This window comes from Vibrio sp. 10N.222.49.C9 (assembly GCF_041474985.1).
Taxonomy (GTDB): domain Bacteria; phylum Pseudomonadota; class Gammaproteobacteria; order Enterobacterales; family Vibrionaceae; genus Vibrio; species Vibrio crassostreae_C.
Genome location: NZ_JBFRVD010000020.1, coordinates 1 through 25,590, shown reverse-complemented (window position 1 = coordinate 25,590; position 25,590 = coordinate 1). Strand labels below are relative to the sequence as shown.

Annotated in this window: 28 protein-coding genes; 12 read left to right on the top strand and 16 right to left on the bottom strand. The window is 43.2% G+C overall.

Annotation, left to right across the window (positions count from 1 at the left end; translation table 11 throughout):
* Nucleotides 1-9 precede the first annotated feature (9 nt).
* Complete coding sequence (locus tag AB4585_RS08455; RefSeq protein ID WP_372169551.1) at nucleotides 10-906, bottom strand: LysR family transcriptional regulator; 897 nt, start codon at nucleotides 904-906, stop codon at nucleotides 10-12.
* A gap of 108 nt (nucleotides 907-1,014) precedes the next feature.
* Here AB4585_RS08455 and AB4585_RS08450 point away from each other — a divergent pair, with 108 nt between their 5' ends.
* The 3 genes from AB4585_RS08450 to AB4585_RS08440 all read left to right on the top strand — a co-directional run bounded on the left by AB4585_RS08450 (nucleotide 1,015) and on the right by AB4585_RS08440 (nucleotide 3,091).
* Nucleotides 1,015-2,220: a multidrug effflux MFS transporter gene (locus AB4585_RS08450; RefSeq protein ID WP_048610725.1), complete on the top strand. Its 1,206-nt coding sequence runs from the start codon at nucleotides 1,015-1,017 to the stop codon at nucleotides 2,218-2,220.
* 100 nt (nucleotides 2,221-2,320) lie between these two features.
* Nucleotides 2,321-2,671, top strand: a complete 351-nt coding sequence (locus tag AB4585_RS08445; protein ID WP_372169548.1) for a hypothetical protein — start codon at nucleotides 2,321-2,323, stop codon at nucleotides 2,669-2,671.
* 285 nt (nucleotides 2,672-2,956) lie between these two features.
* A complete protein-coding gene (locus tag AB4585_RS08440; protein ID WP_277869202.1) occupies nucleotides 2,957-3,091 on the top strand; it encodes a hypothetical protein in 135 nt (44 codons plus the stop codon).
* A 153-nt stretch (nucleotides 3,092-3,244) separates the two neighbouring features.
* On the opposite strand, the gene AB4585_RS08435 is transcribed toward AB4585_RS08440, so the two are convergent.
* From AB4585_RS08435 to AB4585_RS08425, 3 genes are all read right to left on the bottom strand, one after another.
* Complete coding sequence (locus tag AB4585_RS08435; protein WP_017062739.1) at nucleotides 3,245-3,862, bottom strand: glutaredoxin domain-containing protein; 618 nt, start codon at nucleotides 3,860-3,862, stop codon at nucleotides 3,245-3,247.
* Nucleotides 3,863-3,930: 68 nt separating this feature from the next.
* A complete protein-coding gene (locus tag AB4585_RS08430) occupies nucleotides 3,931-4,821 on the bottom strand; it encodes a DMT family transporter (protein ID WP_017068384.1) in 891 nt (296 codons plus the stop codon).
* A 155-nt stretch (nucleotides 4,822-4,976) separates the two neighbouring features.
* Nucleotides 4,977-5,975 carry a porin gene (locus AB4585_RS08425; RefSeq protein WP_372169546.1) on the bottom strand — a complete coding sequence of 333 codons (999 nt, stop codon included), beginning with the start codon at nucleotides 5,973-5,975 and terminating at the stop codon, nucleotides 4,977-4,979.
* Between the two features lie 376 nt (nucleotides 5,976-6,351).
* Here AB4585_RS08425 and AB4585_RS08420 point away from each other — a divergent pair, with 376 nt between their 5' ends.
* Nucleotides 6,352-7,368, top strand: coding sequence for a succinylglutamate desuccinylase/aspartoacylase family protein (locus tag AB4585_RS08420; protein ID WP_050632901.1), 1,017 nt, complete (start codon nucleotides 6,352-6,354; stop codon nucleotides 7,366-7,368).
* 314 nt (nucleotides 7,369-7,682) lie between these two features.
* Here the strand turns inward: AB4585_RS08420 and AB4585_RS08415 are convergent, their stop codons facing one another.
* The 4 genes from AB4585_RS08415 to AB4585_RS08400 form a co-directional block, all read right to left on the bottom strand.
* Nucleotides 7,683-8,402: a DsbA family protein gene (locus AB4585_RS08415; RefSeq protein WP_017071614.1), complete on the bottom strand. Its 720-nt coding sequence runs from the start codon at nucleotides 8,400-8,402 to the stop codon at nucleotides 7,683-7,685.
* Between the two features lie 127 nt (nucleotides 8,403-8,529).
* Nucleotides 8,530-9,099, bottom strand: coding sequence for a protein disulfide oxidoreductase (locus AB4585_RS08410; RefSeq protein WP_017064333.1), 570 nt, complete (start codon nucleotides 9,097-9,099; stop codon nucleotides 8,530-8,532).
* A 3-nt stretch (nucleotides 9,100-9,102) separates the two neighbouring features.
* The gene (locus tag AB4585_RS08405) at nucleotides 9,103-11,166 is read right to left on the bottom strand and encodes a protein-disulfide reductase DsbD (RefSeq protein ID WP_136974700.1); all 2,064 of its coding nucleotides are present in this window, start codon (nucleotides 11,164-11,166) and stop codon (nucleotides 9,103-9,105) included.
* Between the two features lie 921 nt (nucleotides 11,167-12,087).
* Nucleotides 12,088-12,336, bottom strand: a complete 249-nt coding sequence (locus AB4585_RS08400) for a hypothetical protein (protein WP_017062732.1) — start codon at nucleotides 12,334-12,336, stop codon at nucleotides 12,088-12,090.
* Nucleotides 12,337-12,588: 252 nt separating this feature from the next.
* Here AB4585_RS08400 and AB4585_RS08395 point away from each other — a divergent pair, with 252 nt between their 5' ends.
* The gene (locus AB4585_RS08395) at nucleotides 12,589-14,193 is read left to right on the top strand and encodes a mechanosensitive ion channel family protein (protein WP_372154657.1); all 1,605 of its coding nucleotides are present in this window, start codon (nucleotides 12,589-12,591) and stop codon (nucleotides 14,191-14,193) included.
* Between the two features lie 204 nt (nucleotides 14,194-14,397).
* Nucleotides 14,398-15,231 carry a RecX family transcriptional regulator gene (locus AB4585_RS08390; RefSeq protein WP_029236549.1) on the top strand — a complete coding sequence of 278 codons (834 nt, stop codon included), beginning with the start codon at nucleotides 14,398-14,400 and terminating at the stop codon, nucleotides 15,229-15,231.
* Nucleotides 15,232-15,486: 255 nt separating this feature from the next.
* Here the strand turns inward: AB4585_RS08390 and AB4585_RS08385 are convergent, their stop codons facing one another.
* Complete coding sequence (locus AB4585_RS08385) at nucleotides 15,487-16,143, bottom strand: nitroreductase family protein (RefSeq protein ID WP_136974670.1); 657 nt, start codon at nucleotides 16,141-16,143, stop codon at nucleotides 15,487-15,489.
* Between the two features lies 1 nt (nucleotide 16,144).
* Complete coding sequence (locus tag AB4585_RS08380) at nucleotides 16,145-16,435, bottom strand: putative quinol monooxygenase (protein WP_136974669.1); 291 nt, start codon at nucleotides 16,433-16,435, stop codon at nucleotides 16,145-16,147.
* Nucleotides 16,436-16,812: 377 nt separating this feature from the next.
* On the opposite strand from AB4585_RS08380, the gene AB4585_RS08375 reads away from it, so the two are divergent.
* Nucleotides 16,813-17,730, top strand: coding sequence for a LysR substrate-binding domain-containing protein (locus tag AB4585_RS08375; protein ID WP_372123960.1), 918 nt, complete (start codon nucleotides 16,813-16,815; stop codon nucleotides 17,728-17,730).
* A gap of 14 nt (nucleotides 17,731-17,744) precedes the next feature.
* On the opposite strand, the gene AB4585_RS08370 is transcribed toward AB4585_RS08375, so the two are convergent.
* A complete protein-coding gene (locus tag AB4585_RS08370; protein WP_372169612.1) occupies nucleotides 17,745-18,395 on the bottom strand; it encodes a sulfite exporter TauE/SafE family protein in 651 nt (216 codons plus the stop codon).
* Between AB4585_RS08370 and AB4585_RS08365 the strand changes: the two genes are divergently transcribed.
* Both AB4585_RS08365 and AB4585_RS08360 read left to right on the top strand, forming a co-directional pair.
* Nucleotides 18,371-18,760 (top strand): hypothetical protein, encoded by a 390-nt coding sequence (locus AB4585_RS08365; RefSeq protein ID WP_170962819.1) that lies wholly within the window; start codon nucleotides 18,371-18,373, stop codon nucleotides 18,758-18,760. The two genes, AB4585_RS08370 and AB4585_RS08365, sit on opposite strands and share 25 nt — an antisense overlap.
* Before the next feature lie 16 nt (nucleotides 18,761-18,776).
* Nucleotides 18,777-19,325, top strand: a complete 549-nt coding sequence (locus AB4585_RS08360; RefSeq protein WP_136974665.1) for a DUF1349 domain-containing protein — start codon at nucleotides 18,777-18,779, stop codon at nucleotides 19,323-19,325.
* A 120-nt stretch (nucleotides 19,326-19,445) separates the two neighbouring features.
* On the opposite strand, the gene AB4585_RS08355 is transcribed toward AB4585_RS08360, so the two are convergent.
* The 4 genes from AB4585_RS08355 to AB4585_RS08340 form a co-directional block, all read right to left on the bottom strand.
* Complete coding sequence (locus AB4585_RS08355; RefSeq protein ID WP_372154658.1) at nucleotides 19,446-19,727, bottom strand: abortive infection family protein; 282 nt, start codon at nucleotides 19,725-19,727, stop codon at nucleotides 19,446-19,448.
* A gap of 251 nt (nucleotides 19,728-19,978) precedes the next feature.
* Nucleotides 19,979-20,311 (bottom strand): hypothetical protein, encoded by a 333-nt coding sequence (locus AB4585_RS08350; protein ID WP_372123966.1) that lies wholly within the window; start codon nucleotides 20,309-20,311, stop codon nucleotides 19,979-19,981.
* Nucleotides 20,312-20,679: 368 nt separating this feature from the next.
* Nucleotides 20,680-21,237 (bottom strand): DUF1349 domain-containing protein, encoded by a 558-nt coding sequence (locus tag AB4585_RS08345; protein WP_372169542.1) that lies wholly within the window; start codon nucleotides 21,235-21,237, stop codon nucleotides 20,680-20,682.
* A gap of 17 nt (nucleotides 21,238-21,254) precedes the next feature.
* Nucleotides 21,255-22,283: a radical SAM protein gene (locus tag AB4585_RS08340; RefSeq protein ID WP_055023927.1), complete on the bottom strand. Its 1,029-nt coding sequence runs from the start codon at nucleotides 22,281-22,283 to the stop codon at nucleotides 21,255-21,257.
* A gap of 299 nt (nucleotides 22,284-22,582) precedes the next feature.
* Here AB4585_RS08340 and AB4585_RS08335 point away from each other — a divergent pair, with 299 nt between their 5' ends.
* From AB4585_RS08335 to AB4585_RS08325, 3 genes are all read left to right on the top strand, one after another.
* The gene (locus tag AB4585_RS08335) at nucleotides 22,583-22,873 is read left to right on the top strand and encodes a putative quinol monooxygenase (protein WP_136974663.1); all 291 of its coding nucleotides are present in this window, start codon (nucleotides 22,583-22,585) and stop codon (nucleotides 22,871-22,873) included.
* Nucleotides 22,874-22,971: 98 nt separating this feature from the next.
* A complete protein-coding gene (locus AB4585_RS08330; protein ID WP_372124046.1) occupies nucleotides 22,972-23,712 on the top strand; it encodes a sulfite exporter TauE/SafE family protein in 741 nt (246 codons plus the stop codon).
* 44 nt (nucleotides 23,713-23,756) lie between these two features.
* Nucleotides 23,757-24,536: a glycine betaine ABC transporter substrate-binding protein gene (locus AB4585_RS08325; protein WP_102367602.1), complete on the top strand. Its 780-nt coding sequence runs from the start codon at nucleotides 23,757-23,759 to the stop codon at nucleotides 24,534-24,536.
* A 57-nt stretch (nucleotides 24,537-24,593) separates the two neighbouring features.
* On the opposite strand, the gene AB4585_RS08320 is transcribed toward AB4585_RS08325, so the two are convergent.
* Nucleotides 24,594-25,517, bottom strand: a complete 924-nt coding sequence (locus AB4585_RS08320; RefSeq protein ID WP_102490406.1) for a LysR family transcriptional regulator — start codon at nucleotides 25,515-25,517, stop codon at nucleotides 24,594-24,596.
* Between the last annotated feature and the right edge of the window lie 73 nt (nucleotides 25,518-25,590).

Genomic DNA, 25,590 nt, shown 5'->3' with positions numbered 1-25,590 from the left:
TGACTTATTTCACAGAGCTTGCGTGCTACGCTCTTTGTCTAGCCTGTCTTTCAGATGGTCCAAAAAGAGCTTGGTTCGCGTGTGCGAGTAATCAAGCTTAGGGTAGTACGCGTAAACCATCACTTCGTCGGCGGTAATATTTGGCAATACTGGAACTAATGTCCCTTGCTTTAGATCCTCTTTGATCATCGCTTTGATGGTTAACAGTACGCCCATTCCTCGCTTCGCAGCATGAAACAAAGCCTCTGGATTGGTGGTCGCAAAGTTACCATTGAGGGTGATGCGTTGCCCTTTGGTGAGTGTGACTTCTCGGGTAGGGCGCTCTCCCCAAATCAAAGAGTTGTGTTGTTCTAAGTCCTGCTCGTTGGCGGGGTAACCATGTTTAGCTAAATAGCTTGGCGCTGCATAGAAGCTGGCTTTGTGTTCAAACAGCGGTGTTTTCTTGAAGCTTAAGGAGTTGAGCTGTTCCAGTTCACGACTGATCACCAGATCTAAGCCCAGTTCAAGTAATTGGCCTGGCGTGGTCGTGATCAGCTGCACCTTAATGTCTGGGTATTTTTCTAAGAAGTCGTCCATGTATTGCACCAGAAACTTAGAGCCAACCGCAATCGTAGCGCCAATCTTTAATAGGCCAGCTGGGGTTTGGTTAACCGAGCGAGTCTCATCAATAATGGACTGCCAATTGTCGAGCTGATCCTTGGCTCGCAGGTAAAAGAGCGCACCTGCTTCGGTTTGGCTAATTGATCGCGTGGTGCGCTTTAACAGTTGGGTGCCGATGCGATCTTCTAGCCAGTTCACTCTTTTGCTGATCGCCGAGCTGGTGGTGTTCAGCTTTCGAGCAGCACCATTGAAGCTGCCTTCTTCGACTACTCTGACGTAGCTTTTTACGTTAAGAATCCAATCCATATTATTTCCTGTTGGGACTTAATAAAATTCCAATTTAGCTAATTATCAATTATTGGTTTTGAATGTAAACTCGTCTAATGAACAAATATCAAACGAATAGGGAATTTTTTGAGCCAATCGACCTTTAAAAAAACACCGTTACTCTTAGCAATGATGATTATTGCTACGGGGCAGGTGGGTGTGAGCATCTACTTGCCAGCATTACCGTTAATTGCTTCTGATTTAAGTGCTACTCAAGTAGATGTACAGCTTCTCGTCACGCTGTTTCTGGTGGGTTTTGGCTTGTCTCAGCTATTTTACGGACCGATGTCCGATGCGGTGGGAAGAAGACCTATCTTCTTGTTAGGTCAGGGTGTTTATTTGATTGGTACAGTCGTTTGTGTTGTGTTTTCTGACAATATGACGGCGCTAGAAGTTGGTCGCTTGCTGCAAGGTTTAGGGGCGGGCAGTGCCTCGGTTCTTGGGCGAAGTGTGCTTCGTGACAGCTATGATGGTTCACAGCTTACCAAAGCGTTGTCTTATATCTCGATCACCGCGTCGATTATGCCGATCATCGCGCCTGTATTTGGTGGCTGGATTTCATTTCACCTCGGTTGGCAGGCGGTGTTCCTGTTCGTTTTATTGTATCTACTAGCGATATTCACACTGGGTTACTTTGTTCTGCATGAAACTTTGCCATACGGAAAGAGCCGCTTTGATGCGTGCCAAGTGGTGAAGAACTACGGACGCTTGTTGACCAATCGCCAAGTGTTGACCAGTGCCAGTTACAACTGGATGAGCTACATGGCGAGTTTGGTATCGCTATCGTTGTTTCCATTCTTAATGCAAGAGCAATTGGGGCTGACCGCCGCTGAATATGGTTCATTAATGATTGTCCCTTCGGCAGGCTTACTGATAGGTAGCGTCGCTTTAAACTTACTCAATCGTAGGTTTAGTACGCCCCAACTGATGAGCCTAGCTATTTTGATTATCTTGGCATCGGGAACTTGGCTTCTTACTCATGAGTTATCCATCTTTAACTTAGTTTGGGCGTTTACTTGGTTGGCGATAGCACAAGGCATCTCGTTCCCATTATCAATCAGCATGTTATTAGAACCTCATAAGAAACAAGCGGGCGCAGTATCGGCATTGTCGGGCTCTATTCAGATGTGTTTAGCGGGTTTATTGGGTGGGTATCTGGTAGAAAGTTGGGTCACGACTCATCTACAGTTAGGCGTGTTCTACCTCATTATTGGTGCAGCCATGGGCGGAGTGCTTTGGTCTTCAACCAAAATGAACAACAAAGGCGATACTGTTGAAGTGGAATATAGCTAAATGCCAAATTCACTATCGTTTAACGCACCATCGTTAATACGTTGTATTTGTGCTGATGGTTTTCTACAATGCTTCGGTCCATTGAATAGGTAAAAACAAAATGCAGCACAATGAATTTGAAGTACTGGTAAAAGCTATCTGCGCACTAGATGGCCTGCCTCAAGCGCTTGAGCTATTGAAATCCAATGAGGATACAGAAGTCGCTGAGGCTGCTGCATCACTGACTGGTCAATTTGCACTTGCTGAAGTGGAAGGCGAAAAGCGTATTTACCACGTGACGCTTCAAGAAAATGAACAAGGCGAAGAGCAAGAGTACATCGAACATGTCATGAATGAAGGCGATGACTTAATCAAATTTGCAGCTTGGTTCTTTGAAACGATGTTTGAATTGAAGCAAAAAGACACATACCAAATTGCCGGTAAAACTTACAGACAGCCAAAGCGCAGCTAGGTTTCTCAGTAAAGCATTTTAGAAAGCAGCTCTATTGAGCTGCTTTTTTTATCAGTGTCTAAATCAATGTCTTGGGTTGTTATTAGGAATGGAGCATTAAGCTCAAACCAGAATTTAGGTTAACTCATTGATATACAAAAACAATGCTGATTAGCACAGAGACAAAATTAGGCTAATTGCAAATGAATGCTTAATATTGCATTAAAATGTGATTTAGATCTTGTTTTTGGGCGTTTTAAGTGTAGAATCCGCGCTAAAGAAAGTTGATTATGTGCGGAGATAAGCATGAATTACGAACTAGGCCACGCATACCTTGGTCAAATGGCAGCAAAAAACATGATGCACGAAGTATTGTACGGCACTTCAAAGCCAAAGAAACCATCGTTCTTTAAGCGAATGATGAAGAAAATGGCTAAATAAGCATTTTCAAAAACGGAATTTTAAAAGGCCTTAAACTCGATGAAGTTTAAGGCCTTTTTCGTTTTAGCGATTGGTGAAAGTTATCGCTTTGTTTTGTTGTGGATGGACACAAAAAATACCAATTAAGCTTCTGACTAATGGCTTTTAATGAACTCAGCCAGCAGATTGATTGGATAAGTCGACCACATTATTAGGGATGCTATCTAAGCCATTCTCTTTCATCCACGCTTCTAAGTTATCGGCACCACCGATGTACTTACCATCAAGCCAGATCTGCGGGACGGTGACCGGTGTTTTCTCACCAATGTGTGCTTTTACCTCTGGAATCATACGGTACAAAGCGGCGCTGTCTTTTACGACATCGTGGTATTGGTATTCAACACCCGCTTCATCCAGCATTTTCTTCGCTTTAACACAGAATGGGCAGGTCGCCTTACCATAAACGATGTTGCCTTTTAGGCTGTCTCGTTTGGTCCACTCTTTGATCACCGATTGGATTAACACACCGCGATTCAGCGCTTCACCTTGGCTGACCACTTTGCCTTCAACAACAAGGATTGGAGCATGCCAAGAGCCTAGTTTTAGCGGCTCCCACCAGTGAGACAACCAATCTTTCACTTCCAGTTCGACATCGACATCGGCCAACTCATTCTCAAAAGTATCCTTCAGAATGTCTTTGGTAAGGGTACATTCTCCACATGGGATGTTAACTTTAAATGGACCCCAGCTGCCTGCCCAACGGTATAGTGTAATCTTGACTGGTTTCTTCATGGTTACGGCCTCGTTTGAATTCTCTTATCCATATAGAACGGACTGTCGAACTATTTATTTCACCAACCTTAAACTTTCTTCACTTTTGAAGGTTTTTTAGTTTCCCAGTGCGTTATAAATGCAACTGACGCAATAATAATAGCAGCCCCTAGCCATAAACGACCCGGTGGAACCCAACTAAATACAATCCAACCTGCTAAAACATTTAGCGGTAATTTGGCGTGGTCAAAAGGTTGCACAAACGAAGCATCAGCGACCGAGTAGGCTTTTACTATCGCCCATTGAGCGAGTGCCGTCATAACACCGATAACAATCAAGATAGCCCAAATTGTACCGCCGCTTGGCGTCTGCCAATCTGGCGCGGCAAGCAGGATGTTAAATGGTGTGATTAATAGCAGCAGGTACACCACCATGGTTGAAGGGCTGTCTTGCGAAGAGAGCTTTTTCACCATCAGTGAGTAGCATGCCCAGAAGAATGCGGCACCGACTGGTAATAGCGTTGCCCAGTTAAAGTCTTCAGCCCATGGCTCTAGAATCACCATCGCACCTACGAAACCGGCTAAGGTCGCGCTCCAGCGAGCAGCTCCAACTTTCTCCTTGAGGAAAAGCCCTGAACCTATGGTTGCAAACAGTGGCGACGTCATGAGAAGGGCAATGCCTTGCCAAATTGGTACTGGGTAAGCCAGTGCCCATATCCAAAGTTGAATACCAATAACAGACAAAAAGACACGAAATACGTGCAATTTGAGGTTGTCGGTTTTTAGCGCGCGACGAATGCCCAGCGTTTTCAGATAAGGAAGAATAGCGAATAACGCGATGGCGTATTGAATGACGGCAACGGTGGTAGAAGTCAGTCCGAAATGAATGCTAGCAATTTGAGTTAGGCTGTTAATAACGGCAAAGGCTAGGCCTGCGGTTAGCATCCAGCTAGCGCCTTGGATCGGATGGTGTTGTGACATGATGCTTCTAATTATTTGATGTGGTTCACCTATGATACGGATTTAGCACCACTTAACCAGAAAAAGCATTGATGAAGTCAGTCAGAATATTTGAATATGAAAAAAGGTTGAGCCATTGCCCAACCTTTTTAGTCTGTATCTAAAGTCGATTTAGATTAGAAGTCGTAACGTACACCTAGGCGAAGAGAGTCTTCACTTTGTGTTTCTAAACCTGCAACTTTTACGTCGTCTAGATTGTTTAATTGGTAAGCAACGTATGTACGGATAGATTTGTTGAACTTGTAAGTACCAGTCAGCTCAAAGAAGTCAGCTGTGTCTACAGTTAAGTTCTGTGTCGCGTCTTTTTCTTGTTTTTGGTACAAACCTGCCAGTTCAAATTGGTCTGTTAGCTTGTATTTAGCAGCAACTTCCACACCAGAGAACTCAGTTTTTGCTTTGTCGTCTAGGTCACCCATTGTGTAGGTTGCACCTAGGTATAAAGCATCCATTTTGTAGTTAATACCAGCAATCAATGCTGTAGCTGAACCATTACCAGTACCGTTGTCGTTACCTGAGTAACCAAGACCGAAACCTAAGCCCATCGGTAGTGTGTAAATGCCAGAGATACCGTAACCGTCAGTATCTTTGTCTTCACCAGCAATCAAACTTGCTTTAAGAGAAAGTGCGTCTGCGTCGTAAGCGTATACAAACGTGTTATTGATTTGCTCGTCACCTGCATTGATGAATGCTTTTTGGTCACCAGAGTAGATAGTAACATCCGACATTTCTGAGATTTGAGCTGCAGCTGTATCTTGACGACCTACTGATACTGCGCCGAAGTTACCTTCAAAACCTGCATACATGTAACGTTGCTTAAAGTTTTCAGTCTTACTGTTATCAGCAGAAGATTTCACGCTTTGTTCTGCTTCGTAGAAACCAAAACCAGATAGGTCGCTAGTGATTTCTGTAGTACCACCCACATTCAAACGAAAACGGCTTTTGTTTTCCATTGTACCTTCGATTTCTTCACCACCAGAACCAATGAAGTCACCACGGAATTCAGCACGACCGCCAATCTTAAGCTCAGTACCGTCAGAGCTGTAAACTGTTGCTGCTAGAGATGAACCTGAAACTAGTGCTGCTACCACTGCAGAAGCTAGAACTGCCTTTTTCATAATCACTTACCTTGTATTTTAAAATCCGTGAGCAATGTGCTCTCCGTTTCGATATGAAGCTAATTTAGAGCAGATAAATTAAGCTTTCATTTCCATAAAATTACATTTTCGTGAATGGGGAACTTTTTTAAGTGTTGATTTTATTGCACTTTTATTTCATGCGACTGAGTGTTCTATGAATAGTTATACAAGTTGCGTGTATTTCAAAGGTCACATTAGCAAGTTTTACCTTGGAATCACGTATGTCGATGGTGGTGAATTTTGGCTGCGCTGAGAGCTTGTTAATCTGATTAACTGCTTGTACTGGTAAGGATATCCTCTATGATGCAAAAACTTAGAAGAGAATAGATTCTGCTCAACAATATGGAGACGTTGGATGAAAACAGAGTACTTAGGCGATGTTTTACAAGGTAGGCAGGTTATTGGCTCCTTGAATGTTGAAGACCTACCCGTTGGAGAGCACCAGTTTTGGTTTCAAGTCACCAGTGATGGGCTAGGGCAACCTAAGAACATGCCGGTTTCTGTTTTCAAAGGCAGTCAAGAAGGTCCTAAGTTGATGATCACCGCCGGTATTCACGGTGATGAGCTAAACGGAGTGTTGGCTGCACAGCAAATTATCAGGGACTTAGTCGGTAAAACGCTCAAAGGTACGGTAACGATTGTGCCTACTGTGAATTTGTCTGGCTTGCTGAACCATAGCCGTGATTTCATCTCTTCGGATCCGGGTTCTTGCCCTGCTAATCTTAATCGACTCTTTCCGGGTGACGCGAATGGCTTGGCTGCGGAGCGCTTTGTTGCGTCTTTGTGGGAGCGTTTGCTTAAGCATAATGCCACCTTCGCCGTTGACCTCCACACTCAAACTCGTGGCGCAGTTTATCCACTTTATGTGTTTGCTGATTACCGCATAGAACAATGTTTGGAGATGGCGAGGCTGATGCAGCCCGATTGTGTTCTGAATGACCCTGGTGACCCAGGTATTTTGGAAACGGTTTGGAATCGAAGTGGAATTCCGAGCATCACGGTGGAAGTTGGGATGGGGAAATTTACTCAGCCTGACATGATTCAACGAGCGGTAGACGGTGTTTTTAACATGCTGTCTTATTATGAAATGTTCGAGGTTGAAATAAATCATCCCGAGAAAATGCAGCTGCCGAGTATGGATTGGATAGAGGGTAATGATGTGGTTTCTATCCGCGCTGATATTGGTGGTTTCGTATTGCCGCAGGTTGAGCTTCTGCAGAGCGTAGAACAAGATGATCTGTTGGCTATTCAATATGACGCTTTTGGTAATGAGTGTCGCCGTTATCACGCGCCGTCTGCCGGACGTGTCCTTAGCTATAACGTGGATGCGTTAAGGGAGCCGGGTGCGCTTGTTTGTCGTTTGCTAAGTTAAGGCTCAGTCGGTTTGACGTTTCCGTGTTAATGCACTGTGTTGTTATCTAAAACACGTAAAAAAAGACCGAGCTAGGCTCGGTCAAAGGACAGTTGTCTAGAGTAAGCACGTCTTGGACTCATCGACAGAACTGCTTTTAGAGTAGCGAGGCTAGATTAAGAATCCATTGCAAGATAGTGACACTTCGGCTGCTTTTCTGTTTCAAAAATAATATTGAAAACATTACCTTAAGCTCATTAAAAGCCGACTGTGAGTTACGCAGGTCGGCTTTTTATTCACTTCTCTTTCGAATTTTTATCTCTATCTACAGTCGATTAAAAAGCGTCGTCCACGATCTCTTTTAATCGGTCATAAGGCACATATCCTGGTAAAACATTTCCGTTCATCATCATGGTTGGAGTGCCCGTTAAGCCGAGTGCACTGAACGTTTGGTGGTTAGTGGTTAGAACCTGGTTTTGTTCTTGAGTTGTTTTTAGTTCCGCCTCTGTTCCCGTCTTCTTGGCAACGGCTTCTAGTGAGCTTTTCGAGTGAATACCGCTTTTCGCCATCAGCAATCTATCAACTTCAGGGAATGCTTCTGGGTTATCTTTCCATACTTTCATCGCGTATAGCGCCGCGTTGGTGTCTAGCCCCGCAACTTGTTGTTGCTTAAACGATAAGTACACGTTGATCACTTTAATGTCGCTGTTTTCAGAGGCTAATTGAACCAAGCCTTTTTCCAAGCGCTTACAGTAAGGGCAGTTATAGTCGGTAAAGTTAATGATGACCGATTTTCCATCTGGATTGCCAAGGATCGGGTGAGCGTCATTGTTGTATAACCAATCATGGCTTTCCGCTTGGGCTTTCTTCGCTTGCTCTTGACCTGCTACGTACTGCTCTAAACTGGTATGCAATCCAGAGATCGTCGATGGGTTTTCCTTCAGGAATTGATTAATTTCTTCAAGTTGTTGAGTTTGTTCTTTGTTTAATTCTGCGAAGGCATTAGTACTCATTAATGAGCCTAAAATCAGTGCGCTTATCAGATGCTTTTTCATATTGTCTTTTCTCTAATTCGTGATAATCGTGAGCGCTTATTAGGTTGCGCTCACATTAATATTGTTTGTTAAACTGGCTGAGTCGGTTTATTTACTTAGCTTTGCTCTGTTTTTCTTTGTGAGCGATTTAGGCAAAGTAGGTTCTTAACCACAGGCCGATAGGGGATGTAACGCCGGTTGCGATACTGCTAATCTTTCCATCTTTGATGATGACAATACTTGGCGTGACATTAACGCCCCAACTTCTGCTGATTGACCCAGAAAGATCATTGATAACAGGGAAGTCATACTCTTTTGCATCCAAGTAGCGCTGGACACGTTCGTCTGGACCAGACGATAGAGCGACCGAAACCACCTGATGGGAATCACTGAAGCTATTAACCGTCGGGCTTACAAATTTGCAGGCACCACACCAAGTCGCCCAAAAATAGACAATGACTGGCTTACCATTTTTGCTTAGCTCGATAACATCAATATCTTCGCCTTGGAGCGATTGACCCACAATTGGAATCGCATCGCCCTGAGGCATGCTTCTGCTGTGATAAAAGTCCATGGCAAATGAAACCACGCCAACGATCAATATCATTGAAACCAGTTCCTTTCCCCACTTCTTAAGACGACTTGGCTTTTTGGCCTCACCCTTTACAGCGTCGTCTTCAATCGTGCTAGATTTATCTTCATTGTTGGGAGTCTTCATCAGTTATCTCGCAGCGTCGATGGCTTGAACGACAGTGTCACTGTTGAGAATGACAGGCAGTGGAATACCGCTTTTATAGCTCGGGCCGTAGACGATATTAAATGGCACACCAAATCGCCCATTACTTTGTAAGTATTGAGTGACACTTTCACTTGGTGTTGTCCAATCACCTTTCATCAAAACAATGTCTTCTTGCTGTAGGTGACTGTAGACAGGGTCTTGAAGGATGACGCCGATCTTGTTGGCTTTACAAGTGATACACCAATCAGCAGTCACATCAACAAACACCGTTTTGCCTTCATCAACGAGCTGAGGGATTTGCTTCGCATCCAGCTTTTGCCAAGCGAGATCGTCAACAATCGGAGTCGCCCAGTTATCAGCGGTGACACTACCGACGATCAATGCAGCACCAAACACCAAGGTTGTGGTTGCGACGATAGGAATAAGCACCTTGCGACCCAACTTACGGCCAATCCAAATCAATACTGAAATCACGATAAATAGCGACAGCAGGATAGTTGGGAATTTACCAATGAATGGGCTAAGGAGGCTTGTTAGCCATAGGCTGGTAATGAACATCATTAAGCCAAATACCAGCTTAACTTTGAACATCCACGCCCCAGGCTTTGGAAGCAATTTGGTTAGGCTTGGGAATAGCGCAAAGATCAACCAAGGCGCACTCATACCGATACCAAGCGTGATGAAGATAGCCCATAACTCTTGGTAGCTTGCTCCAAGTGCATACGCGACAGCGGTTCCTAGGAATGGCGCGCTACACGGCGTTGCTAACAGCGTTGCAAACATGCCTTGAACAAAGTGGCCTGAATGTGAGTCATCGCCTTTGGTTGCCATCCAGGTGTTTAAACCTGATGGTAGTCTGAATTCGAATAACCCAAGCAGGTTAATCGAAAACAGCAAAGTGATGATCAGCATGAACCCGATGAACCAAACATTTTGGAACTGGATTCCCCAGCCAATTGCATTACCACCCATTTTTAGAGCGGTCATACCTAGGGCTAACAGCGCAAATGATGTAATGACACCTGAAGCAGAAGCTAAGAATGAGAGTCGAATATGACGATTAGATGCACCTTGGTTTTGAATGATGCTGTTTAATTTCATTCCTAAGACTGGCAACACACATGGCATGATGTTGAGGATCAAACCACCAATTAAAGCGAAGCCTATCATCGCCAAAAAGCCGTTGTTGCTTGTTTGGTAAGCGATCGGTTCTGAGCCAACTTTGGCCGTCATCTCTTCGGCGAAATTAGTGTCTGAAACGGTGACACTCACGTTACGGTCCGTTAAGTCGACTTCACCTATCCAGTTGCTCACATCAAATACGGCCGTCATTGTATTGTCTGTGATGTGGACGCTTGGTTGAGAGAAGAAGTCATCAATCACTTCTTGCCCGTCAATCAACACCATCGGCTTATCCCAGCCATTTTTACTTGTCAGCTGAGTAACCAGTTGCTGCTTGCTCTTGTCCCAAAATAGACCATTGACTGAAGTGCGATTAGCTTCTCGTGGAGATTGGCTCATGCCTTGGTTGAACAAGAACATCGCTTCTTCATCGAGCGCTAAAGTTTGTGGGTCAATCGGCAGTTCGATATCGTAATCGGTTAACACACAGATATTGGTACACGACGGAAAGGTAAACGATGCCCTGAATATCGCAGGCTTCGTGTTGTCTTTCAGGGATAAAGTGACAGGAAAGCTGACATGTTTTTTGTAGCCTAACGTCATGACGTCAAGCTGCTCGTAGTATTTAGGTATCGGCCAGTGCCACTCTACTGACTCAATGTTTGTTGAACCAGACCAGTCCCAGCTTGGCGGAATGCCACCTTCGCCTGGGCTGCGCCAATAGGTTTTCCAGTCGCCGTCGAGCACGACATCGAGCACGGTTTGGATCTTAGAGCCGTCATCCGACTGTTCACCCGTCGACATCATTCGCATTTTAACAGGCGGATGCTCAGGCACACTAAGCCAGCCCGTTGTCTGTGCCAAGGCGGTAAATGACGTCATAACCAAAAGGGCAGTGACTAAGGTTTTCGCGCATGTACGCATAGAGAATGCCAATGAATCGACAAACTTAGTTAGTAGTGTGTTGTACACAAATGTATCTCCAAAAAATAAATAAAAGGGTGTAGTAGCCCGGTTATTTACTCTCTAAATATACAGTGCTTTAGATGCAATCGGTGTTTTGTCGGTCGAGTAGAGCGATGATTGTCTCTAGATAATCTCGAGATGTGAGGAGGTAAGTTAAACGCAACAGCAATAATAAGTACGAATGGGATCAGCCAGCCGGTTTTTGGGGCGGCAAAGGTCAGCATTTTCGAACTTAGGCTGCATGAATTTGAATTGGGGGACGTTAACATTTTTGAGGCTTCTAAGCCGAAAACGCTGGCGTATAGAGCAGCCATTTTTTCTGAAGAAGCGATGTTGGTTTGGGGATTACTGGTTTCTGTATGAGTTTGTGTGCCAACTAGGACTGATTGGCCATTAGCGGATGCAGATAACGATACTTTCTTGACGGCCAGAGCGCTCGCCAGACAAGTTACGATAACCAGTCCGGTAAGGAAGAGCGCCCAAAGCGAATGCTTTTGTCGGCGGTTCTGTGTGGATAAGAAAAGTAGCGATGTGTTCAGCAAATTAGTCAGTAATCAAATCTGTTAGTCGTTAAAGCAAGCTCATTGAATTGTGGTTAGCTTAGATAAGTTCTCTTCGTGCCACAAGTCATAAAATGGTTAAAGTGAAACTATGTATAAATGCGGGAAACGGCAGATACACGATAAAAGACGCATAAACACCAATTCACGCGAATACGACATTGAGCTGTAGCTAAAGTTCACAACAACTGAAAGTTATCGCTAATTATTCTGTATTGAGTGGTTTATTAACTATCAGGACGGGACAGGCGATACAAAAAAGCCCAACAGATCGTCAGTGAACGTGTTGGGCTTTAATCATTGGTGCTATTGGAAAGGCTTAGTGAGTGCGGCGAGGGCCGTTACGTACCAAGTCTTTACCGTTATCAAACACCTCTTTGGTGATCCAGCGAGCAAGCAGAACTTTATGGCTGCTATTGAATACAGCAACGAAGTGACGACCATCTGAATTATTGGTTGCCATGCCTACACCTTCAACCCCTTCAAGGCCTAAACCGCCAGCTTCCACTGAAATTAGGAATTGCTCTAGTTCTTCTAGAGACTCAATAATATCAAGTTCGTTGTTCATTTTTATGATCTCTTGCTGTGAGCCAACATCCTATTTAAGGCGCTTTAGTGCATGTGCCAGAATGAAGATATTGGTCGTTGTTCTTTGTTGGATGCGTACTCTACAGGTCATAAGAGGGGATTGGAACTCTCAAATATTAGAAGAAGGCTGATAATTTGCGAATTTTTAGCATAACATACGTTTAAATGCTTGTTATCCATATTCTTTTTACTACTATTTATAGGGTCAATTTAGACAGTAATAGGAATTAATATGATGAAGGTTTGGCGTTGTCTATTGTTAATGTTGGCGTTTGTCGCATTTGGAAGTTATGCGCAGAGCGTTGAGAAAATCGGAGAAGTACAAGATCAGTTAATGCTCGATCTAGCAACATTAGAAACGGCGCATGATGCTGAGAAGCCCTTTCTTGAAGATATCTTAAGGCGTAAGAATCAGGGCCTACGCGAAGAGATTTTTTCACAGCTATCGTCAGATAAAAAAGAGGGGCTGGATGTCACTCTTGCTCAGCAGGTCGAACTGCTACAAAAATTGCTGTCGTTGAATGAAACTAAAATCGTTTCAATGAGTAAAGAAAACCGTTCAGCTGAAGGTGACGCTAAAAAACGCCTTGAATTGCGTATTCAAAAACGAATCGGAATGATGGATGTCTATTATCAGCAGCTTGCTAAGACCTTAAATTGGTCGAAAGAGCGTGGTGTTGATGTTGATGTTCCTAAAGGTGAACTTAAAACGGCGTTAATTGCTCGTTCTAAATACCTGACAAATGCCATTCTTTACACAGACACACAGCGACAAGATCTAGAAGCGCGTTTGTCTTTTGTGAATGAAGAAGAGAAAGCGACGATTAAAAAGGAGCTTGAGCGTTTCAGCGAGCGTACTAGCGTTATGGTCGCGAGCTTAGAAGAAACCATCACGCTAATGGAACCGTTTGGCGTGGATGTGACTTCGTACAAACGTGTTTTGCTAGCGACGACAGGTGACATTAACGCCGATGTGTTGGATGTTGATGTTGCACTGGAGCTGTTGGATGGTTGGCTTCGTTCGTTCAGTTCATGGGCTTTTGAAAATACCCCTTCTTTTATCGTTAAACTTGCTCTGTTTCTCGGTATTTTGTATGTAACTCGCCTTATTGCTAACGTGGCTCGCAAAACCGTTCGTAAGAGTGTTTCGCACTCTAAAATGGACTTCAGTGTATTGATGCAGGACTTCTTTGTATCCATCGCATCTAAAGCGGTCGTGTTTATTGGTTTGCTTATCGCACTGTCTCAAATAGGGATAGAGCTAGCACCTCTTCTTACTGGTTTCGGTGTAGCCGGTGTCATCATTGGTTTCGCATTGCAAGACACACTATCTAACTTTGCATCGGGTTTGATGATCTTGATCTACCGTCCTTATGACGTCGGTGACATGGTTAAAGTGGCAGGCGTGCAAGGCACGGTAAAAGACATGAGCTTAGTATCGACGACTGTTCAAACCATTGATAACCAACGCTTGGTGATCCCAAACAACAAGATTTGGGGTGACGTGATCAACAACATCACGGCAGAACGTGTAAGACGTGTTGATATGGTTTTCGGTATTGGTTATTCAGATGATATCGATAAAGCGAAAGCGGTATTGAACGACATCATTCTTGCACACCCTCTAGTGTTGAAAAAACCAGAGCATATGATCAAGCTTCATACCTTGAATACGTCTTCTGTTGATTTCGTAGTACGACCTTGGGTTAAGACTGATGACTATTGGGATGTGTACTGGGATGTAACGGAAACCGTGAAGAAACGCTTCGATGAAGAAGGCATCACGATTCCATTCCCTCAACGAGATGTACATATTTACAATCACGAAGAGAACTAAACGAAAGATCTAGTATGAAAAGCTATTACGAAAAAGCTAAGCATGGCTTAGAGCCATCATTCTTAATGTGATATCAAATGGACGCTGAACAAGCGTCCATTTTTATTGGCTGCCGCTTATGTTGAGCTTCATTCTTTTATGTCACTCAACCACCTTAGAATTACGTTATGATGGGGTAGGCTTAATCTGGAAAGTTGAAATCGAATGGACGATTCACAGCAAAAAACGAATACTAGAAATACAACGGTAAGAAAAGCGACGCGAATTGAAAGTGTTATGAACTCTGCGATGTGGCATTTAACTCAGAGAGACATGACGGAAAGCGAGTTAGTGGCGAAGCTCAAAGTGAAAACCGACAATCAAGAATGGATCGATGAAACGTTGAATACTTTGAAAGGCTTCGGGTATCTCAAGTCTGACCAAGTGTTTGCAGAACAATTCGTGGAACAAGCTTTCTCTGGTGAATTCGGTTCTCGATACATTGTCGAAAAACTGAAGAAGAAGGGGCTGACCGATTCAGTGATTTCTGATGCAATCCATAAAGTGTCGTTCGAAAAGTCTATTGATGAACAAACCATCTTGATAGACCGAATCAACCACTACTATTCAAGCTTTACCATGAGCCGTGAAAAGCTGGTTGCGACACTGCAAAAGCGTGGCTTTAGCTATCAACAAGTCAAGGTAGCGATTGACCAGCACCCACAAGCGCATCAACTGAAAAGTAACATTCAAATTAAGGCCGAGAAAGCCGACTTGGAAAAAGAGGTGCTCAAGTACGCTCGTAAAGGCAAGGGACTAACTGCCATTCAGCAAGAACTTAGACAACGACAAATTGACACAAGTGAACTGTCATCGCTCATCGACCGATTGATTAATGAAGAGCAGCTAGATTTCTATTCTTCGTGTATAGAACAGTTGCAGAAGAAGCCTTATGACCTAAACGATCATAAAGAACGCTCTAAGGCTTACGCGATGCTAAGTCGAAAGGGGTTCTCTTCTGACGAGATCAAATTTGCATTGAGTGAAGATAACGAATAACTAAGCCGGAAAAATTTCCTATTGTAGTATGTTGGTTTGTCCTAAGTAACTATTGGACATAAGTGAGCTATATAGATTGGTAAATTAGCGTTTAACGGATTATTTAGGGTATTGCAAAGTCGCTAATGTAATGGCTCAATTCACCTACCCACAACAATAAACTTAGACCACATACTTCTTCAAATAACGCTCGATAAACGACATCAAGCGTTAAAATTGACAAGTGTCAGTCCATTTCAGGATAGGTCATTAGGTTCACAAAACCGTCAAAACAGTATCAAGGTCTAAGCGCGACTTTGGTAAATTTGCATTGTAATCTTCATCTTTATGATGATAGCCCATCGCCAAAGCAACGTCGCATTGATAGCCACCAAGTTCCTCTTCAAACTCTTCACCAATTAGATCTGAATCAACACCTTCCATCGTTGTGGAATCGATATTTAATCGTGCCAAAGTATGTAGAGTATTACCTAATGCAAGGTAGGTTTGGGCTTTTGTCCATGCAGTTGTATCACCTGATTCACTCGTGTTTAACTCGGCAAATGCAAACCCACCAAATGCTTGTTCACGATTTGCAGGATCTAATCTACCGTCTTTAATGCTTTTATCGACAACTTTTTCATAGTCTGCACGCGTATAGCGAGTATTGTGAGCAAATAAAATAATATGTGATGCTGCATTAATGTGTGGCTGATTAAACTGGTGTTTGTTCTTGAAAGTTTTGTTCATTCGTTCTTTGGCTTCATTGCTTTCAATTATTATGAACTTCCATGGTTGAGAGTTAATTGAAGACGCTGATAGACGAATAGCCTGATAAATCACACTTAAGTCTTCTTGTGGAATACGCTTAGTCGCATCGTATCGTTTAGCAGTATAACGTTGCTCCAGATCTTTAATTATTTGGTGCGTCATATCATGCGACCTGTGTCATTTCGTTCAAGGTAAAGCTTGCTACCGCTTCTTCTGTTGCAGCCATGTATTCAGCTAAATGTGTATTACCCATATGTGCTTGCCACAGTTCGCGAGATTGCCAGTTCTCGTAGAACATAAAATGTGCTGGGTTTTCGTTATCTTGATGAAGGTCGTAGTTAATGCAGCCTTCTTCAGCACGCGTGATATCAATCAACTTTAATAGCTCTGCTTTAACCAGTTCAACTTTATCTTCGTTCGCAACAATATTTGCAACAATAGTCAATTTAGTCATCTTTATTTCCTTTATCTCTCTACTTGTTAACAACAATAATAACCCTAAAAAAACAATACCTTATTGATGTGGGTTGCTGTAAGCACTGGCAATACCAATCAGTGTAGACAAAGAATTGTCATTGATTATCTAATTATTTTTTAAACATTATCTAAAATAACTTGATAATCATAAACGTTATGCGCTTGGTCTTGTGTTTATTCGGGGTCGTTCGAATGAGATTATGGTAGGCGAGTTATTAAAAATTAAAAACAGGCTTTAATTTGAATTATTATCAAAAATAAATTGAATATGTATTGTTCTGTTGTTAAGACTGCTTTATAAATAGCAGCAACGTAGCATTTACTGCTGCCCCTTTTTCGAATGAAGGTCTCATCATGCTCTTAGAAGATTTACAGGTTATTTTGAAAGTTGCGGAGTTTCGCAGCATCACCGCAGCGGCAACCAATTTAGATATGCGTACCGCCACAGCCAGTGCAGCGGTAAAGCGCGTTGAGGCATCACTGGGCGCGGAGCTTTTTGTCCGTACAACCCGTCACTTGCGATTGTCCTCTGCTGGTGAGCGTTATTTACCTCAGTGTGAAGAAGCGCTAAAGATGCTTGAGCGGGCCAAAATGAATATGCATGAAGACTTGGGCATTATTGATGGTGAAATTCGTATCGCGCTATCGTCTGATTTGGGACGTAACCTTATTACTCCTTGGTTAGATGAGTTTTTATTGCAGTACCCGAATGTTTCACTGCGTTCAAGTATTAGCGATAGCAATATTGATTTCTACCGTGATTCTGTCGACATGGCTCTGCGCTATGGCTCACCAACCGATGCCAATATGTATGGCTTTAAAATCTGTGATGTACCGAGAGTGCTGTGTGCAAGCCCTAGCTATTTAGCGGAAAATCAAGCACCCACTCAGCCGAACGATCTACTTGAGCACAATGCGTTGTTTTATCAATTGCATGATGTGTTGCAAAATGAGTGGTTATTCAGTCATGAGGATACGACTCATAAGGTAAAACTGAAAGGCAATAGAGCTTCGAATGATGGCGATCTGGTGAGGCGTTGGTGTGTTGCTGGTAAAGGGGTGGCAATCAAATCGTGCCTTGATATGTCTGATGACCTTTTAGCAGGTCGAGTGGTGAGTATTATGAAAGAGTACAAACCAACGCCGACTGAACTCTGGTTGGTTTGCCCGAGCCGTCAGTCCATCACACCAACGGTTCGGCTGTTAAGAGATTTCTTTAGAGAGAAAACTAACGTGATACTTGAGCAATTAGCAGAAAAAGGAGTGCTATAGATACTGCCGATGACTTATAGCGTGGTGACTCCAGAGTACAACATTTTTATAGCCGTAATGAATAATACGCTATAGCTGATTTTGTAAATCAGCTCTTGAGTGATGATGTTAACCAACCAAACACCGGTTCTCACCCCCAGAAATGCAATAGGTACAAGTACGAGTGAGGTCATCAAGTTTTGTGTATCAAGCTGTCCCATATAACTGTATGGGACTATCTTAACAAAATTAAGCCCAGCGAAAAACACAACGCTGGTGCCGATAAGTTGCTCTTTAGGCAGTTTCTTGGGTAGCAAATACATGCTTGCTGGCGGCCCCCCAGCATGAGCTATCGTACTCGAAAAACCTGATAATAGGTTTAATGCATAGCCTTTGATTCGGTTAGGTGAACCTGATTGCTTCAACAATAACTTTTGCCCCAGAAAAGTCAGCGCCAATCCACCAATCATTAGTTCAACAATGTGTGTCGGAAGACTGCCCATGAAGTAAGAAGCGGCCATAACCCCTAATACCGCAAAAGGCATCATGACTTTGAGTTCGGCATAATTGCAATTTTTACGATGATAAAACAGCACCATTAGATCCATTCCACATAAAAGTGGCAATAAAATAGCAGCAGCTTGGACAGGCGAAACACTCATTGCCATTAGTGGCACCGAGAGCATACCCAAAATTCCTCCAACACCGCCTTTTCCCATCCCATAAAAGAACACAGCAGGTATCGCAGCTAGACGGCATAACGGGTAATTATGGCAACTTCCATGGCATCAATGTATTGACGGAACTTAATGGACAATTACCACAAGATAAAGAGACATTTTTGCGTACCATTGATCATTTCATGATGATGAAAGAAAACGAGCAAAATAACTTTATTTTAGGCCGTCGCACCCACCACTATGCAACACTGAATGACATGAACAATACGCTTATGTATGACACGGTGCAGCAACAGCTAAAGCGCATAGAGCAGCAAAAACTTGGTGACCTTGAAGATATTTTTTATAGCCTTCGCCAACGCATGATTTAGACCCAAGGAGTCCGAGATGAAGAATTTAAACGACTGGTACATACAAAATGAGAACCCAAGCCATTGGTCATTTGAAAATGGGCAGTTGTCGATGCAAGTGCAAGAGGGCAATATTTTTGGCGCGGGTTCAAGTGACGTGGATAACATATTCATCCACCCCGTATCTCAGCCCAATTATAGCGCAGAAGTCACCATCACCTTAGAGCCAACCTTGCCATTTGAACAAGCTGGCTTAGGCATTTACTGGGACAACAACAACTACATCAAAATTAGCAAAGAAATGTTCATGGGCGAGCTTTCGATTGTGTTTGTTATAGAGCAAAATGGTCGGCCTGAGATCAAACAGCGCTGCTCATTTGAAGGCGCGACAGCCTCAGTTAGATTAGAAAACAATGAGGGTACTATCACAGCCTACTTGGGAGGCAATCAAAAGCAGTCTTGGCATGTCATTGGATCTGCGAAGACATTAAATGGACTAGCAAAAGGAGTGATGCTTTATACCTTCAGTGGAAGTTCAAACACACCGAATTTTGCTAAATTTAGTGAATTTCAACTAATGAGCTGAGTCAACCTGGTGTATAACAATTGGCTTTTGGTAATAGTTTTATTCTTGAAAAAGTCATGTTAACCGATAGCGCTTAGCGGGGTCGAAACACACATTGGGGCAAGAGTGTGTTTGCCATGATCATTCCCAGCAAGTATCTGTCATAGTCGTTTGTTGTCTCGCTGACTCACGTTTTTCGTCCCAAGTCTCAAGCACGAACATTGCTATTGTATGGGCTGAATGAACTGCTAATCGAGCATGACGAGGCTTTAATTTATACATAATACGTCCCTCACCGTGCGCGGAGCTAGCATGTGTACGGAAAGCACCAATACCATCAACAATCGATACTATTCCCGATAGTACCTTTTTGAGATCGTCGTCCTGAACTAACTTAGGGTCAAAACCTAAGTCGCCACGCACAACCTTCCAAACATTTTGTAAGTCTTGCTTCTGGGGTTTGTCTAATTGTTCGTCCGCAATGTATACCTTAAATATTGATTCCAAAATGTTACATGCTGCTGATACTGATTCTCTAGGTTCAGAGTTTACGTTTGCTAGTGCCCTTGTAAATTCGGCTTCAATCGAGGGAATGTCTCTACCTTTAATTAAATCTGATAACGAGCGACTCGGAGCAGAACTACCATCAGATACAAGACCGCCAGCGATGTAAGTCAGATTGCACTGTGAAAGAATTGATTCGAGCTTTCCTTTGAATTCTTTTTGTGATTGGTAACGTTAGTTCCCCACAATAAAACATCTTCCTCTTCTTGCTCTGGCAACTCCATGAACGTCTCAATTAGCTTACCAAGAACCTTTAGCGGGTCATCTGACTCTTTATTAATGAGCCTTAGCCACGCTTGCACTTTGACAGGTTTTGAACCTTCAGGTGGTTCTCCTGGTGCATCAGCATACAGAAAAAGATTATCTAGACTTGCATGGGTTTCAAGCGCAGCTAAATTGTTTGATAAAACCGCTATTACTGGTGCGGGAATGCTTCTTTTCATATAGCCTCTTAAATCCTTATTATTACCAGCAAACGGCGCGTGAAGTGCTGGGCAGCGCCAACTACCGTGGTTAAGTTATTGTACCGTTAGTACTTAAATGGTAAGGCACCCAGATTAACAGACATTACACAGACAAGAAAAAGTAGGTCAAACCACCACACTGTGATTTGTGAAGTTGAACGTTACTGGCAAGCAATGGGGCATTTCTGAGTTACATCGTCCCGCCAGCAAGGTTCTGGACAATTCCGTTTTAGCGAAATTGCTAATTCAGCAACACATGGATCATTAAAAGTATGGCAACGTCACTTAACTAACCCACTCAATCTTTATTAATGGAGCAGGCCAGTTCATCTTATGCGGGATGCACATTAGTTCAAATCAGTTAGCTCAAACTCACTAAATTCAGCAAAGTTGGGCACAGTGATTCTGCCGCTAAAGGTGTAAAGCATAACGCCTTGCTCGTGCCCTGATAGTGCGGCAGTGCTTATAATTGACTGCCATGTGTCGTTATCTTGCGTTCGATAATAAGCGCGAACTTTAGTGTCGCTTCTTTCAAGCTTTACCGATACTGTCGACTCACCGAATAATAAGCGATGTTTAATATCAGGCTGACCATTTTGTTCTACAACAAACACCAGCGATCGCGCACCCATAAACATCTCTTTACTGATTTTTATATAGTTATCATTGTCCCAGTAAATCCCTAGTCCAGCCTGCTCGAAACTGAGGTTCGGATCTAGATTAATCGTCACCTCCGCGCTGTATTCTGGCTTGTCTACCGGATAAATAAAGATGTTTTTTACATCATTAGCGCCAGCACCAAAGATATTGCCCTCTTGAACTTGCATTGTAAGCACTTCATTTTTAAACGACCAGTGCTCTGGGTTTTCATTTTGAATCGTCCAATTATCTAGATTGTCTATCATTGCGCTGTTCCTTACTATTAGATCATACGTTGGCGGAGTTGATAGAAAATATCGTCAAGATTGCCAAGATTTTGCAGCTTAATTCGGTCTAGTTCTTTTTGTACGCTGTCATACATAAGCTGATTTCGCATATCACTCAGTGTGGCGTAATAGTGCATGCGGCGACCTAAAACAAAGTTATTCTGGTCGTTTTCACTCATCATCATAAAGTGCTCAATGGTGCGCAAAAATGTCTCTTTATCTTGTGGTAATTGTCCATTAAGTTCCGTCAATACATTGATGCCATGGAAGTTGCCATAATTACCCGTTATGCCGTCTAGCTTGCTGATAAGCTGATATTGTTCTTCAAGCATCTCTCGCTCTGTTAGTGGTGTAAATTGGCCGTTTTGTACTAACTCATCCAATTCAGTTCCCGATTTAACCGCCAGCGAGAGTATGCGAATTTCGTCTGGGTTGATTTGATTCAGTAGCTCGGCCGTTGCTGCGATATGTTGCTCTGACAGTTCTTTTCCACCTAAGCCAAGGATAATGAAGGTCATCATTTTCATACCCGCTTGCTTGGCATATTCGGCTGACTTCAAGATTGATTTCGGGGTGATCCCCTTTTTCATCAGTTTTAGAACCTCGATAGATCCCGACTCCATACCGCAGTAAAGCATGTTTAGCCCAGCATCGCAGATTGCTTTCATCTCCGCTGGCGATTTTTTAGTCATGGTCTGCGCCCGGCCATAAGAGCTGATCTGTTTAAGCTCCGGAAAAGCCTCTTTCAGTGTATTGAGCACGTCAAGTAAGTCTTGGGTTTCCATGGCGAATGAGTCGCCATCTTGCAAAAAACAGCTATCAAAGGTTCTGTTTTTATAAAACGCCCTCGCCGCCCAGATATCACGCTTAATATCTTCAACCGGACGAATAGAGAACTCCATGCCTTCAAAAAGGGTGCAGAACTTACATTTATTCCACGGGCACCCTTGTGTGGTTCTGATAAGCAAACTGTCTGCTTCTGATGGTGGGCGTATTGGGCCCTGTTGAAAATGTATCTGTGACATGGCTATTTATCCAATGAATTGAAATTGATTTGGCCATCCTACGGCAAATTTTACACGGTAAAAACGCGGTATTATTTGAATTATTATCAAAAACAAATAGATAAACACCGTGCACATCACCACACAACGCGATCTAATTCCCTCTTTATGGTCAGACTTAAAAATCAATTCTCAAACTAAATTTGATAATAAATCAATTTCTAGACTGTTTTTACTTTGCAATAATCACCGTAATATACACCCAAACCAACAACGCAGCACACCATCAGCTGCTTCAACTCCATACAAAGGAACACACTATGACTAAGCTAACTATCGTTGCAAACATCGTGGCCAATGAAGACAAAATCGAACTGGTAAAAGCAGAGCTGTTGAAATTAATCGACGTCACTCGCGCTGAAGACGGTTGCATCAACTATGACCTCCACCAAGACAACGACAACCCAGCGCATTTTACTTTTTATGAAAACTGGGTATCACGTGAACTTTGGCAAGCTCATATGGGCAACCAGCACCTTGCTGACTACATGACAGCAACCGAAGGCTCTGTCGCAAGTTTCACTGTCAACGAAATGACCCAAATCGCTTAAGCCAACTTTGTATTCCCCCTTATTTGAGTGAATGGCTTTAAAAGCTTTTTGCTCAAATACACTTGTTTTCATCTACGTATTTTCTTGGTTTACATATCATGATCACAGACCTTTGGTTTTATGTTGCAGCGATGCCTGCCGTTTTTTTCTATGGCATGGGCAAGGGAGGGGTCGGCGGTATTTTGGGGATGCTATCGGTACCTTTGATGGCGATGAGCGTATCGCCAGTTCAAGCCGCTGCGATTTTATTACCATTATTGTGTGGTATGGATTTAATGGCGCTGTTTTACCACCACAAGAACTGCAATTACGTCGAGCTAAAAAGTATGATGCCCTTCGCTATTATGGGGGTGATGAGTGCAGCTTATTTTATGGGTAGTCTGTCAACATCTGTCGTTGAACTTATCATTGGGGGGCTGGCTTTGGTCTTTTTAACACAAAAGTTTCTGCTAAAGCAGGTTCAATTTAGCCACCCGATAAAGGGCTATGCCTTAAGTATGTTGTCTGGGTTTTCCAGTACAATTGCCCATGCCGGTGGTCCGCCTGCAAGCATGCATCTACTGCCAAAAAATCTGCCGAAAGAACAATTAATCGGCACCAGCGTAGTATTTTTCACGGTGCTTAACTTTATTAAGTTGATCCCATACAGCTATATGGGGCTGCTCGATATGCAAAACTTGATGACCTCGTTAGTTTTGGTGCCGATTGCGTTTTTAGGGGTTAGAGCCGGTGTGTGGATGGTGAATATCATCTCTCAAGAGTTGATTTACAAGATAAGTTATAGCGTTCTGTTTCTTACGGGAACCAAGATGCTCTATTCCGGCCTCACGGCACTTTAAATGCGATTTTAAAACCTCTTTTTCTTTTATCATAAGGACACGTTATGTCTAACATTATCAATCTCGGGGTTACCGATTTATCTTTTCATCGCGTTACTGCATCCATAGTTAGCCATGTCTTAACTGATATGGGTTTTCAGGTGGAACGTGTCTACGCACCACATCAAGAAAATTTCCAAAATCTAAAAGTGGGCCGTATCGACATGCTCTCTTCTGCCTGGTTACCTTCAAGCCACGGTATCTATAAATCCGATGTTGAAACGGTAGAGCCTTTGTTAGAGTTAGGTTTGCACTATAAACCGTACGCTCTATGGGGGGTGCCCGATTATGTACCTGAGGAGGTTGTTTCACAAATCAGTGACCTATTAAAACCAGAAGTCGTTAAGCGCACCAACAAACACATTCAAGGTATTAACCCAGGTGCTGGCATTACCCGATTCTCTATTGAAATGATGGACCAATATGGATTAAGCGATGTGGGTTATCATTTTCACTCTGGTTCAGAAGAGGATTGCTTTGGTGCCTACGAACGTGCGGTTGAAAATAATGAGTGGGTTATTGTGCCATTGTGGAAACCACAGTTCTTGCACCACCTATTTACTATCCGTGAATTAAAAGAGCCCAAAGGATTATTGGGTAGCGTTGATCGCGCCATATTATTACTTCGACAAGAAAGATCAATCGTATTTACCCCAGCACAGTTGGCACAGCTAGATCAATTGCGCTTTTCAAATGAAATCATCGCAGAATTGGATTACAAGGTTTGCCGTGCGGGATTAGCGGTTGATGATGTGACTCGTGAGTGGTTGGACAACCATCAGTAGTTAAGACCATCACCGCTTTACTGAGGGCTGGCAATTTCCACGCCCTAACCTCAACAGTTAACCCAATAGAATCCCTTTGTCCTTCATTTGGATTAGAATCTGTTCGGTCTTTTCTCTAAGCATATCCCTTATTAGGCGGACGGTTGGGGTAATAGATTGTCGGCTTGGGCATATTAACCAAAGCTCAGTGGAAGTCGGTTTATAGTCTGCCATTACATTGACCACTTTCCCTGTTAGCAAGTCATCGGCCATATCGAGGCAAGACTTGATTGCTACCCCTTTCCCCGCCACACACCAGCGCCGAACAAGATCGCCATCATTAGATGCTCTGTTACCTTTCAGTTTTACCTTAATGTCCTCTTTTCCATCATTAAACAACCACTCATTTTGCAAAATATCATGTAACTGGTAAAACAGGGCATTATGTTCAAGCAGATCATCTGGCTCGGATGGAGTACCGTATTTTGCTAAATACTCCGGGCTGGCGCACAACAGCCTTGGCACATCACAAATTTTAAAACCGTACATACTCGCATCGGTTGGTGAGCCATAGCGCAGCGCCATATCAACAGAATCTCGATAAAAATCGATGTTGCTGTCACTGATACTGGAGCGAAGTGAAACGTCTGGGTAGTCCAACAAAAATTCATCAAGCCAAGGTGTGACCACATTTCGGCCCAAATCAGACGAAAGGGCGATGCGGATCTCTCCATCAATAATCCCTAGCTCTTCACGCATGTTCATTTTGGCTTTTTCAAGCATCTGCAACGCCTCTTCACACTGAGGCAAATAACGCTCGCCGGCAGAAGATAAGCGTAAATGACGAGTCGTTCGTACAAATAATTCAGCCCCTAATGATGCCTCAACACGTTTCACCGCCGCACTTGCCGTTGCCGTGCGCATATCCAGATTTGTCGCAGCAGCAGTGATGCTGCGAAACTCTGCGACTTTTAAAATGACCTGAAAATCCTCTAAGAGCATAACCGTTACCTTTTAATCAGTGTGTTAACAAAATCTGAAAATGACTATCCCTTTGGCGTTGTTGATCAAATCA

Coding starts and splice junctions, on each gene's coding strand:
- AB4585_RS08350 (WP_372123966.1), bottom strand. CDS start 20,311: ATGAAAAGAAGCATTCCCGCACCAGTAATAGCGGTTTTATCAAACAAT.
- AB4585_RS08435 (WP_017062739.1), bottom strand. CDS start 3,862: ATGAAGAAACCAGTCAAGATTACACTATACCGTTGGGCAGGCAGCTGG.
- AB4585_RS08385 (WP_136974670.1), bottom strand. CDS start 16,143: ATGACGCACCAAATAATTAAAGATCTGGAGCAACGTTATACTGCTAAA.
- AB4585_RS08320 (WP_102490406.1), bottom strand. CDS start 25,517: ATGCTCTTAGAGGATTTTCAGGTCATTTTAAAAGTCGCAGAGTTTCGC.
- AB4585_RS08340 (WP_055023927.1), bottom strand. CDS start 22,283: ATGTCACAGATACATTTTCAACAGGGCCCAATACGCCCACCATCAGAA.
- AB4585_RS08405 (WP_136974700.1), bottom strand. CDS start 11,166: ATGCGTACATGCGCGAAAACCTTAGTCACTGCCCTTTTGGTTATGACG.
- AB4585_RS08430 (WP_017068384.1), bottom strand. CDS start 4,821: ATGTCACAACACCATCCGATCCAAGGCGCTAGCTGGATGCTAACCGCA.
- AB4585_RS08440 (WP_277869202.1), top strand. CDS start 2,957: ATGAATTACGAACTAGGCCACGCATACCTTGGTCAAATGGCAGCAAAA.
- AB4585_RS08455 (WP_372169551.1), bottom strand. CDS start 906: ATGGATTGGATTCTTAACGTAAAAAGCTACGTCAGAGTAGTCGAAGAA.
- AB4585_RS08375 (WP_372123960.1), top strand. CDS start 16,813: ATGCTCTTAGAAGATTTACAGGTTATTTTGAAAGTTGCGGAGTTTCGC.
- AB4585_RS08380 (WP_136974669.1), bottom strand. CDS start 16,435: ATGACTAAATTGACTATTGTTGCAAATATTGTTGCGAACGAAGATAAA.
- AB4585_RS08345 (WP_372169542.1), bottom strand. CDS start 21,237: ATGATAGACAATCTAGATAATTGGACGATTCAAAATGAAAACCCAGAG.
- AB4585_RS08370 (WP_372169612.1), bottom strand. CDS start 18,395: ATGCTCTCGGTGCCACTAATGGCAATGAGTGTTTCGCCTGTCCAAGCT.
- AB4585_RS08425 (WP_372169546.1), bottom strand. CDS start 5,975: ATGAAAAAGGCAGTTCTAGCTTCTGCAGTGGTAGCAGCACTAGTTTCA.
- AB4585_RS08325 (WP_102367602.1), top strand. CDS start 23,757: ATGTCTAACATTATCAATCTCGGGGTTACCGATTTATCTTTTCATCGC.
- AB4585_RS08445 (WP_372169548.1), top strand. CDS start 2,321: ATGCAGCACAATGAATTTGAAGTACTGGTAAAAGCTATCTGCGCACTA.
- AB4585_RS08415 (WP_017071614.1), bottom strand. CDS start 8,402: ATGAAAAAGCATCTGATAAGCGCACTGATTTTAGGCTCATTAATGAGT.
- AB4585_RS08400 (WP_017062732.1), bottom strand. CDS start 12,336: ATGAACAACGAACTTGATATTATTGAGTCTCTAGAAGAACTAGAGCAA.
- AB4585_RS08360 (WP_136974665.1), top strand. CDS start 18,777: ATGAAGAATTTAAACGACTGGTACATACAAAATGAGAACCCAAGCCAT.
- AB4585_RS08390 (WP_029236549.1), top strand. CDS start 14,398: ATGGACGATTCACAGCAAAAAACGAATACTAGAAATACAACGGTAAGA.
- AB4585_RS08335 (WP_136974663.1), top strand. CDS start 22,583: ATGACTAAGCTAACTATCGTTGCAAACATCGTGGCCAATGAAGACAAA.
- AB4585_RS08410 (WP_017064333.1), bottom strand. CDS start 9,099: ATGAAGACTCCCAACAATGAAGATAAATCTAGCACGATTGAAGACGAC.
- AB4585_RS08330 (WP_372124046.1), top strand. CDS start 22,972: ATGATCACAGACCTTTGGTTTTATGTTGCAGCGATGCCTGCCGTTTTT.
- AB4585_RS08420 (WP_050632901.1), top strand. CDS start 6,352: ATGAAAACAGAGTACTTAGGCGATGTTTTACAAGGTAGGCAGGTTATT.
- AB4585_RS08395 (WP_372154657.1), top strand. CDS start 12,589: ATGATGAAGGTTTGGCGTTGTCTATTGTTAATGTTGGCGTTTGTCGCA.